The organism is Glycomyces mayteni (genome assembly GCF_042428885.1).
GTDB classification, from domain to species: Bacteria; Actinomycetota; Actinomycetes; order Mycobacteriales; family Micromonosporaceae; genus Glycomyces; species Glycomyces mayteni.
Genome location: NZ_JBHMBP010000006.1, coordinates 114945 through 128057 on the forward strand (window position 1 = coordinate 114945; position 13113 = coordinate 128057).

The 13113-nt window shown below is 71.6% G+C and carries 13 protein-coding genes; 2 read left to right on the forward strand and 11 right to left on the reverse strand.

The genetic code is table 11. The annotated features are described in order from the left end of the window. Positions 1–108: 108 nt before the first annotated feature. The 4 genes from ACFFXY_RS24860 to ACFFXY_RS24875 are packed head-to-tail and all read right to left on the reverse strand — an operon-like array spanning position 109 to position 3146. Positions 109–840 carry a glucose 1-dehydrogenase gene (locus tag ACFFXY_RS24860; protein WP_382356942.1) on the reverse strand — a complete coding sequence of 244 codons (732 nt, stop codon included), beginning with the start codon at positions 838–840 and terminating at the stop codon, positions 109–111. Continuing rightward, a complete protein-coding gene (locus tag ACFFXY_RS24865) occupies positions 837–1805 on the reverse strand; it encodes an NADPH:quinone oxidoreductase family protein (protein WP_382357005.1) in 969 nt (322 codons plus the stop codon). The genes ACFFXY_RS24860 and ACFFXY_RS24865 overlap by 4 nt, the downstream gene beginning before the upstream one ends. A gap of 4 nt (positions 1806–1809) precedes the next feature. Continuing rightward, a complete protein-coding gene (locus ACFFXY_RS24870; protein WP_382356944.1) occupies positions 1810–2394 on the reverse strand; it encodes a TetR/AcrR family transcriptional regulator in 585 nt (194 codons plus the stop codon). Between the two features lie 11 nt (positions 2395–2405). Continuing rightward, complete coding sequence (locus tag ACFFXY_RS24875) at positions 2406–3146, reverse strand: SDR family oxidoreductase (RefSeq protein WP_382356946.1); 741 nt, start codon at positions 3144–3146, stop codon at positions 2406–2408. A gap of 122 nt (positions 3147–3268) precedes the next feature. On the opposite strand from ACFFXY_RS24875, the gene ACFFXY_RS24880 reads away from it, so the two are divergent. Further along, on the forward strand, positions 3269–3934 hold the full coding sequence (locus tag ACFFXY_RS24880; protein ID WP_382356948.1) for an NUDIX domain-containing protein: 666 nt from the start codon (positions 3269–3271) through the stop codon (positions 3932–3934). A 12-nt stretch (positions 3935–3946) separates the two neighbouring features. On the opposite strand, the gene ACFFXY_RS24885 is transcribed toward ACFFXY_RS24880, so the two are convergent. The 7 genes from ACFFXY_RS24885 to ACFFXY_RS24915 form a co-directional block, all read right to left on the reverse strand. Next, positions 3947–5140 carry an ROK family transcriptional regulator gene (locus tag ACFFXY_RS24885; RefSeq protein ID WP_382356950.1) on the reverse strand — a complete coding sequence of 398 codons (1194 nt, stop codon included), beginning with the start codon at positions 5138–5140 and terminating at the stop codon, positions 3947–3949. After that, positions 5137–6030: a DUF6807 domain-containing protein gene (locus ACFFXY_RS24890; protein ID WP_382356952.1), complete on the reverse strand. Its 894-nt coding sequence runs from the start codon at positions 6028–6030 to the stop codon at positions 5137–5139. Before ACFFXY_RS24890 ends, ACFFXY_RS24885 begins: the two co-directional genes overlap by 4 nt. Positions 6031–6100: 70 nt before the next feature. Continuing rightward, positions 6101–6988 (reverse strand): DUF6807 domain-containing protein, encoded by an 888-nt coding sequence (locus ACFFXY_RS24895; RefSeq protein WP_382357007.1) that lies wholly within the window; start codon positions 6986–6988, stop codon positions 6101–6103. Continuing rightward, positions 6981–8651 (reverse strand): glycoside hydrolase family 43 protein, encoded by a 1671-nt coding sequence (locus ACFFXY_RS24900; RefSeq protein WP_382356954.1) that lies wholly within the window; start codon positions 8649–8651, stop codon positions 6981–6983. Before ACFFXY_RS24900 ends, ACFFXY_RS24895 begins: the two co-directional genes overlap by 8 nt. 10 nt (positions 8652–8661) lie before the next feature. Further along, positions 8662–9555 carry a carbohydrate ABC transporter permease gene (locus tag ACFFXY_RS24905; RefSeq protein WP_382356956.1) on the reverse strand — a complete coding sequence of 298 codons (894 nt, stop codon included), beginning with the start codon at positions 9553–9555 and terminating at the stop codon, positions 8662–8664. Between the two features lie 10 nt (positions 9556–9565). Next, complete coding sequence (locus ACFFXY_RS24910; RefSeq protein ID WP_382356958.1) at positions 9566–10525, reverse strand: carbohydrate ABC transporter permease; 960 nt, start codon at positions 10523–10525, stop codon at positions 9566–9568. Next, positions 10522–11862: an ABC transporter substrate-binding protein gene (locus ACFFXY_RS24915; protein WP_382356960.1), complete on the reverse strand. Its 1341-nt coding sequence runs from the start codon at positions 11860–11862 to the stop codon at positions 10522–10524. Before ACFFXY_RS24915 ends, ACFFXY_RS24910 begins: the two co-directional genes overlap by 4 nt. A gap of 226 nt (positions 11863–12088) precedes the next feature. Between ACFFXY_RS24915 and ACFFXY_RS24920 the strand changes: the two genes are divergently transcribed. Then, a complete protein-coding gene (locus ACFFXY_RS24920; protein WP_382356962.1) occupies positions 12089–13084 on the forward strand; it encodes a pectate lyase family protein in 996 nt (331 codons plus the stop codon). Positions 13085–13113: the final 29 nt, after the last annotated feature.

Sequence of the window (13113 nt, forward strand, 5' to 3'; positions counted from 1 at the left end):
TCGCACCTCTTCGGGTCGGGGTGGTCTCACCATACCTCAGATACCGACCGGACGGTATGTGGTGAGGACAGTGAATCCATTTCGATATGTTGCAGGTGTCGTGGCAGCTCAGGAGTGGGGGATGCCTGTGGTCATGCCGCCGTCCACGACGATCTCCGCGCCCGTCAGGTACGCGGAGGCGTCCCCGGCGAGGAAGACCACGGCCCCCGCGAGGTCGCCGGGCGCGCCGGGGCGACCGAGCGGGATCTGGAGCCGGTCGGGGTCGATGCGCACCGTCATGTCGGTCCGGATGAACCCGGGGTGGATCGAGTTGACGCGGATGCCGGCCGGGCCCAGCTCCACGGCGAGGGACTTGGTGAGCCCGCGGACCCCGAACTTCGCAGCCGTGTACCCGTGCAGCCGTTCGGAACCGCGCAGACCCTCCACTGAGGACACATTGACGATGGACCCGCGCCCGGCGGCCTTCATGGCGGGCACCACGGCGCGGCACCCGAGGAACGTGCCCGTCAGGTTCACGGCCAGGACCGCGTTCCACTTCTCCAGCGTGAAGTGCTCGATCGGGGCGGCGTTGGCGATCCCGGCGTTGTTGACCAGCACGTCCACCGCGCCGAACGCGTCCATGGTCTCGGCCACCACCGCGTCCCAGGCCGCCTCGTCCGCCACGTCGAGCGCGGCGAACCGCGCCCCGTCCAGCTCCCCGGCCAGCGCCTTCCCCTGGTCCGCAAGCACATCCGCGATGACGACGCGCACGCCCTCGGCATGGAGGGCCCGCACGTACGCCTCGCCGATGCCGCGGGCGCCGCCGGTGACGATCGCGGTGCGCCCGGCCAGGCCGTTCACTTCCCCACCGCCACCACGAGCCGCCCGGTGGTCCCGCCGTCGGCGAGCCGCTGGACCGCCTGCGCCGCATCGGCGAAGGGCACCGCGGCGGCGACGACGGGCCGCACCGCGCCCTCGGCGGCGAGGCGGGTCAGCGCCGCGTGCGCCTCGGCCACGAGGTCGGGGCGGCGGCGCTGGTACAGGGCCCAGTGGAGGCCGAGCACGCTGTAGTTCTTGACCAGGGCGTGGTCGGCGCGCACGGGCGGGACCTCCCCGGAGGCGAAGCCGACCACGACGATCCGGCCCTCGAAGTTCACGGCCTTCGTCGAGCCGGTGAACGCGGCGCCGCCGACCGGGTCGAACACCACGTCAGCTCCCCCGTCGCCCTTGACGGCGCCGATCCAGTCGTCGCCGCGCAGCAGCACCCGGGACGCCCCCGACGCTTCGGCAACGGGCGCTTTGGCTTCGGAGCCCACGATCCCGGTCACCTCGGCCCCGGCCGCCGCGCCGAGCTGGCAGGCCGCGGTGCCGACGCCTCCGGCGGCGGCGTGGACGAGGAGCCGCTCACCGGCCCGGAGCCGGGCCCGCCGGTGGAGCCCGAACCAGGCGGTCTGGTACGCGATGAGGAACGCCGCGGCGGCCGCGTCGTCCAGCGTCTCGGGTGCATCGTGGACGGACGCCTCCGGGACCGCCGCGTACTCGGCCATGACGCCGATCGCGGTCGCGACCACCCGCTGCCCCACCGCGAACCGCGCCGCGCCGGGCCCGAGCGCGGCGACCTCGCCGCACAGCTCGATGCCGGGCGTGAACGGCAGCGGCGGCCGCTCCTGGTACTGCCCGCGGGCGAGCAGCACGTCCGGGAAGTTCACGGCCACGGCGCGAACGCGCACCAGGACCTCGCCCGGCCCCGGCTCCGGCACGGGAACCTCGGCGACGGCCATGACCTCGGCGGGCTCGCCGTAGGCGGCGATCCGCCACGCGCGCATCGTCTCAGCCATCGGCCCTCCGCAGGCTCCGCAGGAACAGCTCGGTGATCTGCGCGGCCAGCTCGGCCTCGTTCTCGGGCCCGTCGTGGGAGTACCAGGTCGACAGGTAGTGGATGTCGGAGAAGAAGTGCGCGATGAGCACGGAGACGGGCACGTCGTCGCGGAACCGCTTCTCCTCCTGCCCGCGCACGATCAGCTCGGCGAACTTGTCGTGGTACTCGCGCCTGCGGCGCGTGACCTCCGCCTGCCGCTCGGGCGTGAGCATGTGCTGGCTGCGGAAGAACACCGTGCCCTCGGACAGGAAGTCGATCGAGGTCACCACCACGTCCTCGCACACCGCGCGCAGCACCTCCTCGGTCTCCCCGCCCGCGGCGGTGATCTCGTCGAGGCGCCGCTTCTGGAGGGTCAGGATGCGCTCGTAGATCGCGAAGAGCAGGTCGTCCTTGGACGTGAAGTAGTGGTACATGGCGCCCTTGGTGACGCCCGCGGCCTGCACGATCTGCTGGACGCTGGTGTTGGCGTACCCCTGCTCGGCGAACAGTTCGAGGGCCGCGCGGAGCACCTCGTCGGCGACGTTCTTCGTCTTCATGGCTCCATCCTTCACCAGGTGAGGCGGGCGCTGGCACCGCCGTCCACGAGGATCGTCTGGCCGGTGACCCACGCGGCGTCGTCGGAGAGCAGGAACGCGGCCGGCCCGGCGACGTCCTCGGGCTCCCCGAGCCGCGCCAGCGGGTACGCGGCGGCGGCCTCGGCCTCGCGGCCCTCGTAGAGCGCTTTCGAGAAGCGGGACTTGACGACCGCGGGCGCGAGCGCGTTGACGCGCACGGCGGGCGCGAGCTCCTCGGCGAGCTGCTGGGTCTGGTTGATCAACGCGGCCTTGGAGACCCCGTAGAAGCCGATGCCGGGGCTGGCGGCGGTGCCCGCGATCGAGGCCATGTTCACGACCGACTTCAGCCGCCCCGCTTTGAGGGCCACGCTGGTCCACGCGAGCGCGGCGATCACGTTGACCTCCAGGATCTTCCGGGCGGCGTCGAGGTCGATGCCGGTGAGGGGTCCGTAGGCGGGGTTGATCCCGGCGTTGTTGACGAGGTGGTCGAGGCCGCCGAACCGCTCGACGGCGTGGGCGACGGCCGCGGCCTGGTGCTCCCCGTCGTCGGCCTTCCCGGGGACCCCGGCGGCGCGCTCGTCGCCGAGTTCGGCGACGGCGGCCTTGAGGGCCTCCTCGTCGCGGCCGGTGACGACGACCGACGCGCCCTCGTCCACGAGCCGCCGGGCGACGGCGAAGCCGATCCCCCTGCTCGCACCGGTGATGAGGGCGACTCTGCCCGCGAACCTCTGCATGCACGACTCCAAACCGTCTGGTCGGTATGTACCGGACACTACCATGGCGTGCGCGACCCGGGAACCCGCGAAGTATCATCAAAATCGAACAGATTCACACATGATCGAAAGGAGGCTTCGCGATGACCGCAGGGATCGACACCCCGGACCGCCGCGGCCGCACCGGGCTCGACCGGCAGGGACGGGGCCTGGACGGCAACCCCGACGTGCGCATCCGCGACGTCGAGCTGCTCTCCAGCGACTGGTACGTGCTGCGCAAGACCACGTTCGACTACCGCGGCCCCGACGGTACCTGGTCCCGGCAGCAGCGCGAGACCTACGACCGCGGCGACGGCGCGGCGGTCCTCCTCTACGACGCCGACCACGGCACGGTCGTCCTGACGCGCCAGTTCCGCCTGCCCGCGTACGTCAACGGGCACCCCGACGGGATGCTCCTCGAAGTCCCGGCGGGCCTGCTCGACGGCGACGCGCCCGAGGAGGCCATCCGCCGCGAGGCCGCCGAGGAGACCGGCCTCGCCATCGGATCGCCGCAGCGCGTGTTCGCGCCGTACATGTCCCCGGGCTCGGTGACCGAGCGCCTCCACTGCTTCGCGGCCCCGTACGACGGCTCCGCTCCGCTCGCCGACCGCGCGGGCGTCGCCGAGGAAGGCGAGGACATCGCCGTCGTGGAGCTCCCGTTCACCAAGGCCCTCAGCATGGTCCGCACCGGCGAGATCGCCGACGCGAAGACGGTGCTGCTCCTCCAGTGGGCCGCGCTGGAAGGGCCCTTCGCGGGCGTCCGCCCGTAGTACGGCGCCCGCCTACCGATTCGCTGCCAGCCAGGCGGACGGGTCGGCGCTGATGCGGTCGACGACGGCGAGGGCCGCGCCGATCGCGGCGGCGTCGGGGCCGATCGTCGCGGGCCGCACCGTGACCGGCGCCCAGTCCGCGAACAGGACCCGCTGCGACAGCTCCGCCTGCACGCCCGCCGACAGCCACGAGTCCATGAGCGCGAAGCTCCCGCCGAGGAACACCGTGTCCACCCCGAGCAGGTTGCACACGTTCGCGAGCGCGACCCCGAGGGCGCTCGCGGCCGTCTCCAGGGCCGCGAGGGTCTCCGGGCGGCCCGCGTCGGCGCGGCCGAGGATCACCGACTCGGGGCTGGCCCCGGCCGGGACGGCCTCGCCGCCGAGCAGCGCGGGCAGGCTCGCATAGGTCTGGAGGCACCCGCGCGACCCGCACCGGCACGGCTTCCCCTCCGGGTCGACGGTGACGTGCCCGAGTTCGCCGCCCCACCCGCGGGCCCCGCGCAGAAGCCGCCCGTCCATGACGAGCCCCGCGCCGATGTCGAGTCCCCCTGAGACGTAGACGAAGTGAGTGAGGGTCCGGTCGGCGCCGGTCGCGTGGAGCTCCCCGCGCGCGGCGAGGTTCGCCTCCGAGTCGACGGCGGTCGCGAGGCCCAGGCCCTCAAGCGCGGCGTCGAGGAGTTCGGCGGCGGGCACGTCGCGCCAGCCCAGCGCGGGCGCGGTGCGCACGATCCCGCCGTCCACGGGGCCCGGGACGGCGAGCGTCGCGGTGACCACCGTCAGGTCCTCCGCGGCGGCGGCCGTCACCGCTTCGGCGGCCATGCGGCCCAAGCGGTCGAGGACCGCGGGCGCGTCGGTGTCGGTGAGCGGCGCGAACGCGAGGTGCCGCACCCGCCCGGCCAGGTCCACGACGCACGCGGCGAGCCCGTCGGAGCGGATGTCGAGGCCCAGGCCCGCGGGCCCGGTGCGCGACAAAGTGAGTCCGACGCGGGGCCGCCCGGCGCGGCCGTCGGGGTTGGTGCCGGTCTCGGTGACGAGCCGCCCGGCGAGCAGCTCCTCCACGATCCGGGTGATCGTGGGCCGAGTCAGGCCGGTGGCCGCGGCCAGCTCGGTGCGGGAGAGCGGGGCGTCGGCGGCGAGGACCTCGCGGAACACCAGGCCCAGATTGAGTTCGCGGAGGCGCTCCTGGCGCGCGGGGTCGCCGGTCACGGCGCGGACCGCGCCGCCGCGGCCAGCGCGCCGGCCGCGTCTGAGTCGAGGGTGCCGTCCGCCACGACAGCGAGGATATGCCGTGCGATGGCGCCGCCCGGCTCCAGCACCAGTGGACGGTCCCAGGTGAGCGAGGAGCCCACGCCGAGGTAGTCGCGGGAGCGCACGAACCACCGGTCGGCAGCGGTGACGGCGTCGGCGGGCGCGAACACGACGGTCCATTCGCCTTGGCCCGCACCGGACACGGCGACCCATTCGGCGGTGGTGCCGTTGACGGCGCGCTCGCCGTCCCCGGCGGGGCTGAGCACGCGGACCCGCTCGGACCGCGAGGGCCCGCGCCAGAAGAACCCGCCGTACCCGGCGCCGACGCGGCCGAGGGCCGCGGGGCTGCGGATCTGGAGGGGACTGTCGGTGGCGTTGGCTAGCTTTGTCCGGACCGAGAGCGTCCAGGCTCCGGGAGAGAGGGGGTTGCAGGCGATCTCGCGGCGCTCGTAGAGCAGTTCGGCGCCGTCGCGGTCGACCCAGTTGAGGGTGTGCGCGAGTTCGGACTCGGTGTGCCGCAGCCAGCGGCGGTGCTGCTGCGCGCCGTGGTCGTCGAGCCAGGCGGGACCGTGCCCGGGGACGAAGGTGCGTCCGCCCCAGAAGTTGCGGCCGCCGATGTCGGGCGCGGCGATGCTGATGCCGAGCTGGTGCGTGTGCGAGTGGGGCCGCGCGTCGGTGACGACGGTGCCCGTGAGAGTGCGCACGGGGTGCAGGTACGGGCGGGGCGCGGTCGAAGCGGGCAGGCGCGAGCTCCACACGTAGCTGGCGACCTCGCGCCCGTCCACGTGCAGCGCGAGCGCGTCGGGCCGCTCGGCGACCACCGAGCCCGTCGTGCCGGAGTGCTCCATTGCGCCTCCCAAGAGAACGGCCTGTCCCGACCGTACGATACCGGCCCCCGAATCCGATATCCTATAGGATCTACGATCCATGGCCGGGCTCCGCCGGGGCCGCGGACACCGCCGCCGCCAGCTCCTCGGCCTCCCGAGGCCCGAGCGCGCCGTCCGCGACTACCGTGATGATACGACGCCGCGGTCCCTCCCCCGGCGCCACCGAGAACGCCTCCGCCCAGGCCAGGGACGCCCCGACCCCCACATAGTCGTCCCCGCGCACGAACCACGGGTCGCCCTGGGCCGCAACGTCAACGAACACCAGCGTCCACGGATCGGGCGCGCTGGCGCTCAACGCGACCCACCTCCCGCGCGACCCGTGCAGCCGCGCCGCCCCCTCGGCCCCGGGTCCGAGGATCCGCACGCTCCGCAGCCCGCGCCGCGCCCGCCAGAAGAACCCCCCGTATCCGGCCCCCTCGCGCCCCTTCGCCCCCGGACTAGAGAACTCCAGCGGCCCGGCCGCGGCGCTGTGCAGCGCGTACCGGAAGTCGAGCGCCCACGCCCGGTCGTCGAGCGGCCTCGCGGCGATCCGCCGCCGCTCCCGCAGCACCGTCGCCCCATCGGGCCCGACCCACCGCAGCTCATGCGCGATCACCGCGTCGGTCCGCGCCTCCCACCGGTGGTGCCGCTGCACCCCGTGGTTCGGGAGCGGCACCGATCCCTTGCCGCGCACGTAGGTCCGCCCGCCCCAGAAGTTGACGCCGCCGACGTCGGGCACGGCGACGCTGGCTCCGAGATGGTGCAGGTGGTCCACGGGCATCGCCTCGGTCACCTCGACCCCGGCGAGCGTCCGCACCGGATGCAGGTACGGCCGCGGTGACAACAGGCTTGGCAGATGCGGATGCCACACGTACTCCGCCACCGTCGCCCCACCGAGGCTCAACGGATGCGTCTGAACATACGTGACCTGGTCATCCATGGTCACCCGACCGCGCCCCGACGATGAACGGCCCGAACGCGGCGGAACCGACCGCCTCGACCGCTCCCGGTTCGACACCGCGCGTGGCGGCGCGGGCCGGGGCGGTGCCGGGAGTCCCGGTGCCGCCGACGCCTGCCGCTGAAGCGGCGTCGCCTCCGGTGCGGCCGCTCGCGAACAGCCCGAGCGCGGCCCCGACCCAGCGACCTTCGGTGGCCTGGAACGGTTCGCCGACGGCCGCCGGTCGTCTCCCGTCGCCGTTCGCGGCCGCGAACCGGCACAGCCCGCCGGGCTCGACCTCGACCGACACCGTCACCGCGCCGTCGACCGCGACCGGTTCGACCGCGTCGGTCTCGACCCCGTCCTCCGCGGTGCGGTGTACGAGGAGCGTCCCGTTCTCGTTGCGCTCCAGCCCGATCCACGCATAGGTGTCCCCCACGATCGCGAGCCCGGCCCGGTCGCCGGGCGCCGCGCCGTCGAGCGACACCGCGACCTCGGCCCGGAAGTCGTCCGAGGGCAGCAACTGCCCCAGCAGGTTCGGCAGGAACCGCAGATCAACCGGTCCCGGCACGCAGTTCAACCGCAGCACCGCGTCGCCGTCGTCGTCGCCGCCGCCGCCGCCGATCCACCCCTTACCCGGGTTCGCCTGCCACGACCACTGGAGCCCGATCCCGTCGGCGAAGTCGTCGTCCGCAGCCGGCGCGGCCACCGGCTCGCCCTGGATCGGCTTCTCTCCCGAGAGCACCGGCTCGCCGCCGTCGCCGATCACCGGCCAGCCGTCCTCATCCCAGCGCATCGGCTGAAGATGGACCACCCGCCCCAGAAAGCCTTTGTCCTGGAAGTGCAGGAACCAGTCCGCCCCCTCCCGCGTATCGACCCAAGCGCCCTGGTGCGGCCCGTTCACCGCCGTCGAACCCTGCGCGAGCACGATCCGGTCCTCGTACGGCCCCAACGGATCCCGGGACCGGAACGCCGACTGCCAGCCCTCCGCGACCCCGCCCGCCGGAGCGAAGATCCAGTACCAGCCGTCGCGCTTGTAGAACTTCGGCCCTTCGAGCGTCCGGTACCCGTCCAGCGCGTCGCCGTCGATCACGACCACACCCTCATCGAGCAGCTCGGTCGCATCACTGCTCATGCGGTGCACGGTCAACCGGTTGTTGATCCCCGCCCGGCTTTTCGCCCAGCCGTGCACCAGGTACGCCGAACCGTCCTCGTCCCACAGCGGGCACGGGTCGATGAGCCCCTTGCCGCCCTTCAGCAGCAGCGGCTCCGACCAAGGCCCCGCCGGGTCCTCGGCGCTCGTCACGAACAGACCGCGGTCCGGGTCCGGGTACACGATCCAGAACCGGCCCGCGTGGTGGCGCAGGGCCGGGGCCCAGACGCCGCCGCCGCGCTGCGGGGTGCGGAAGTCCTCCTCGGGCACGAGCCTCGTGAGCGCGTGCCCGATGATCGTCCAGTTCACGAGGTCGCGGCTGTGCAGGACCGGCAGGCCCGGCACGCGGTGGAAACTGGAGGCGGTCAGGTAGAAGTCGTCGCCGACCCGGATCGCGTCCGGATCGGACCAGTCCGCGTTGAGGACCGGGTTGCGGTACGTGCCGTCGCCGAGGTCGGCGGTCCATATCGGATTCACGCCTGCGCGGGCGTCGGCGTGGAGCGGATTCGTCAAGGCGTTCCCTCTATTTGAGCCCGGTCGTGGCGATGCCCTTGACCAGGTACTTCTGTCCGGCGATGAAGAAGCCGATGATCGGCGCGAGCGACAGCACCGACATCGCGAACATCTGCCCCCACTGCGACTGCCCTTCCGAGTCCACGAACTGCCGCAGCGCCAGCGGCACCGTGTACAGCTCCGGGTCGGTCAGGTACAGCAGCGGCCCGAAGAACTCGTTCCACACCGAGATGAACGTGAAGATCGCGGTGGTGGCGAACGCCGGGCGGCACAGCGGCAGGATGATGCTCCAGAACGTGCGGAACGGCCCGCAGCCGTCGATCCGGGCCGCGTCGTCGAGCTCCTGCGGGAGCTGGCGCATGAACTGCACCATCAGGAAGATGTAGAACGCGTTGGTGGCCAGGAAGTTCGGCACCAGCAGCGGGTAGTACGTGTTGAGCCAGCCGAGCTTCGCGAACAGGATGTACTGCGGGATGAGCAGCACGTGCCCCGGGAGCATCATCGTCCCGAGCATGAGCGCGAAGAAGAGCTTGCGCCCCGTGAAGTTCAGCCGCGCGAACCCGTACGCCGCAAGGGAGCACGAGAACAGGTTGCCCACGATGCTGAGCACCACGATGATGATCGAGTTCGAGAAGTACACCCCGAAGTCCCACTCCAGGGCCGTCCAGCCGTCCGAGTAGTTCTGCGGGCTCCACTCGGCCGGCCACAGCGACAGGTCCGAGAAGATCAGCCCGTTCGGCTTGAGCGAGCTCGACACCAGCCACAGCAGCGGGTACATCATGAACAGGCCGATCAGGCACAGCGCGAGGTGCCTGGCGAAGCGGCTCTTGCGGCTCGAACCGTACCGCTCGATCAGCGCGTCGTCGTCGGGCCGGGCCTTCGGCGTTTGCAAGGTCGTTGACATCTATGCGGCCTCAGTTGTCGTAGTTGACCCAGTACTTCGCGGAGAAGAACGTCAGGGCGGTGAACGCGGCGATGATGACCAGCAGGGTCCAGGCCATCGCCGAGGCGTAGCCCATGTGGAACTGGTTGAAGCCCTGCTGGTACAGGTACAGGTTGTAGAACAATGTGGAGTTCGCCGGCCCCCCGCCGCCGTCGTTCATCACGAAGCCCTGCGTGAACGTCTGGAACGACGCGATGAGCGACTGGATCAGGTTGAAGAAGATGATCGGGCTCAGGAGCGGCAGGGTGATCGAGCGGAACCGGCGCCAGCGCGACGCCCCGTCGACCGCCGCGGCCTCGTAGTACATGACCGGGATCTGCCGCAGGCCCGCCAGGAAGATCACCATGGGCGAGCCGAACGTCCAGATGTGCAGGATGATCAGCGTCGTCAGCGCGTAGTCGGGGTCGGAGGTCCACGCGATCGCGGGGACCCCGAACCAGCCGAGGAACGCGTTCACGATCCCATCGAGTCCGAAGACGTAGCGCCACAGCAGGACCACCGCGACGCTCGCGCCGAGGAGCGAGGGCAGGTAGAACACGGCCCGGTACACCGGGAGCGCCCGGATGCCCTTGTTCAGGATCATCGCCACGCCCAGCGCGGCCGCGAGCGACAGCGGCACCGACACGAACGTGTAGACGAACGTGACCTGCAACGACTTGAGCAGCACCGGGTCGCGGAACATCGCGGTGAAGTTCGCGAAGCCGATCCACTTCGGATCGTTGAGGAGGTTGTAGTCCGTGAACGCCAGGTACAGCGAGGCGAAGAACGGCACCACGGTGAACAGCATCCCGATGAACCACGGGAGCAGGAACAGGTAGCCGGCGCGGTCCTTACGCGCCCGCCGGCCCCGGGAGCGCCCTGCGGACGGGCGCCCTCCTTCCGGGGCCGGCGGGACGTCCGCCTCCGGCATGACGGCGGTCTCGGTGCTCACCCTGCGATGGCCCCTTCGGCCTGCTCGATGAATTGCGCGGCGGCGTCGGCCGGGCTGACGCGCCCGAACTCGACCTCGACCGCGAGCGCGTCGAGGAAGTCGAACACGGCGGACCCGCCCGGCGGGTACAGCAGCGAGCGCGGCAGGTCCTCGCCCTGGAGGGCGATGAGGTAGTCGGTGGCGAGCTGGTCGTCCGGCTCCAGGGAGGGCTTGATCTCCTCGGCCACTTCGGAGTTCGCGGGGACGCCGCGGGTGGTGCCGGTCGCGAGGGACGCGGCCGGGTCGTTGAGGAGGAAGTCCAGGAGCTTCAGCGCGGTCTCCGGGTGCTTCGAGGCGGACGCGACGGACCACAGGTGGGGGCAGTCGATGGACTGGCCGCGCCGCGCGCCCTGCGTCTCGCCGGGGATGCGCAGCAGTTCGAGCGTCCCGCCGCACGCCTCGTTGTAGCCGAGGAAATTGTTGGTGGGGATGATCTGCGAGGCGAGCTTGCCCTGCGCGATGTAGGACTGGTCGGCGGAGCCGCCGATGTTCTCGAAGAACCCGGCGGGCGGGAACCCGCCGTCGGCGCGCATGCCGTCGATGAGCTCGAACCAGGCCTGGACGGTGGCGGCGGTGACGCCGAGCCGGTCGTCGTCGGTGAAGAAGTCCTCGCCCCGCTGGCGGGTGAAGACGAGGATGTTCGCGAGGGTCTGGGCCTCGAAGCCGGTGCCGTAGACCTCGCCGCCGCTGGCGTCGGTGATCGCTTTCGCGAAGGCGGCCAGGTCTTCCCAGGACCACGTGTCGCCGTCGGGGACGGCGACGCCGTACTGGTCGGCGAAGTCCTTCCTGACGACGAAGCCGATGGTGTTGAGCCCGGCGGGGACGCCGTAGGTGCTGTCGCCGACTTCGGCGATGGTCGCGGCGTTGTCGCTGAGGCCGCTGAGGTCGAGGTCCCCGGCGTACTCGGCGAGGTCGAGGAGGGCGCCGCGGTCGGCGTACTCGCGGAGCGAGTCCATGCGCATGGCCATGAGGTCGGGCGGGTCGCCCGCGGCGAAGCGGGTGGCGAGCTTGTCCTGGTAGGGGCCGGAGTCCTGGTACTCGACCTCGATCGTGACGCCTTCGTTCTGCTCCGTGAAGGCGTCGAGGGCGGCCTGGGTCTTCTCGGCCCGGGTGGCGTCGCCCCACCAGACCATGTTGAGGGTGACGCCGTCGCCGGAGTCGTCGTCTCCGCCGCCGCCGAAGCCGCGGCCGCAGGCGGCGAGCGCGGGGGCCGCGGCGAGGCCGAGGCCGCCGGCCTTCATGAGGTTGCGGCGGCTGACCGGCCGCCGAGGGGTGGAGGGGGGTTGTGCTGTGGTCACGCTTGCGGTCCCTTCACGCGGGCCCGGGGCCCGGCGTATCGATCGGACTCGATGGTTGGGCGCTCAGGTTACGACCGGGGACGAGGTTATGTCAAGTCATGAAAAAAATTGGTCCGAGATTAGGGCAATCCATTGACCCTAATCGATCCACCTGCTTAGACTGCTCCCTGACGCCGCCCTCCCCGAGTCGAAGGAGCCTCGCGTGAACCCCTGGAAGACAACGAGAATGACCCGCCGGACGCTCGGCGCAGCCGCTGTGGCGGGCGCCTTCGCCGCGGGCGTCCCCGCCGCTGCGGAGGCCGCCGGACGCCCCTGGTCCGACCGCGCCGACGGCTTCGCGTCCCTCCCCGGCCTCGGCCGCGGCCCGACCACCGGCGGCGCGGGAGGCGCGGTCGTCACGGTCACCACGCAGGAGGACCTGAACGGGTACGCCACGGCCGCAGAGCCGTACGTCATCCGCGTCGCCGCCGCGATCGACATCGCCCCGCGCGGCACCGAGATCCGCGTGGCCTCGAACAAGACGATCGTCGGCGTCGGCACCCGCGGCCAGATCGTCGGCGGCGGCTTCTTCCTCGCCGCGGGCGTCCACAATGTCATCATCAGGAACCTGACGATCCGCGACACCCTCATGCCCGAGGACGACCCGGACGACAAGGAGTTCGACTTCGACGCGATCCAGATGGACACCGCCGACCACGTCTGGATCGACCACAACACCCTGACCCGCATGAACGACGGGCTCATCGACTCCCGCAAGGACACCACGTTCCTCACCGTCTCGTGGAACCGCCTGCACGAGAACAACAAGACGTTCGGCATCGGCTGGACCCCGAACGTCACCGCGCAGATGACCATCCACCACAACTGGTTCCGAGACACCGTGCAGCGCAACCCCAGCGCCGACAACATCGCGAACCTGCACATGTACAACAACCACTTGCAGGACGTCAGCGCGTACGGGAACTACGTGCGCGGCTTCTCCAACGGCGTCATCGAGAACAGCTTCTTCGAGCGGGTCCACAACCCGTACTACACGATCGACGGCGAACTAGTCCAGCGCGGGAACATCACCGTGGACTGCACCTGGGACGAGGGCCTGATCACCGAGCAGGGCGAGGGCTTCGACCCGCGCGACTTCTACGACTACCGGCTCGACCCCGCCCGCGCGGTGCCGGCCCTCCTGAGCCGGTTCAGCGGCCCGCAGCCCGGTATCGGAACCTGAGCCGCACCACCGCTGAACCGCGAGCGGCG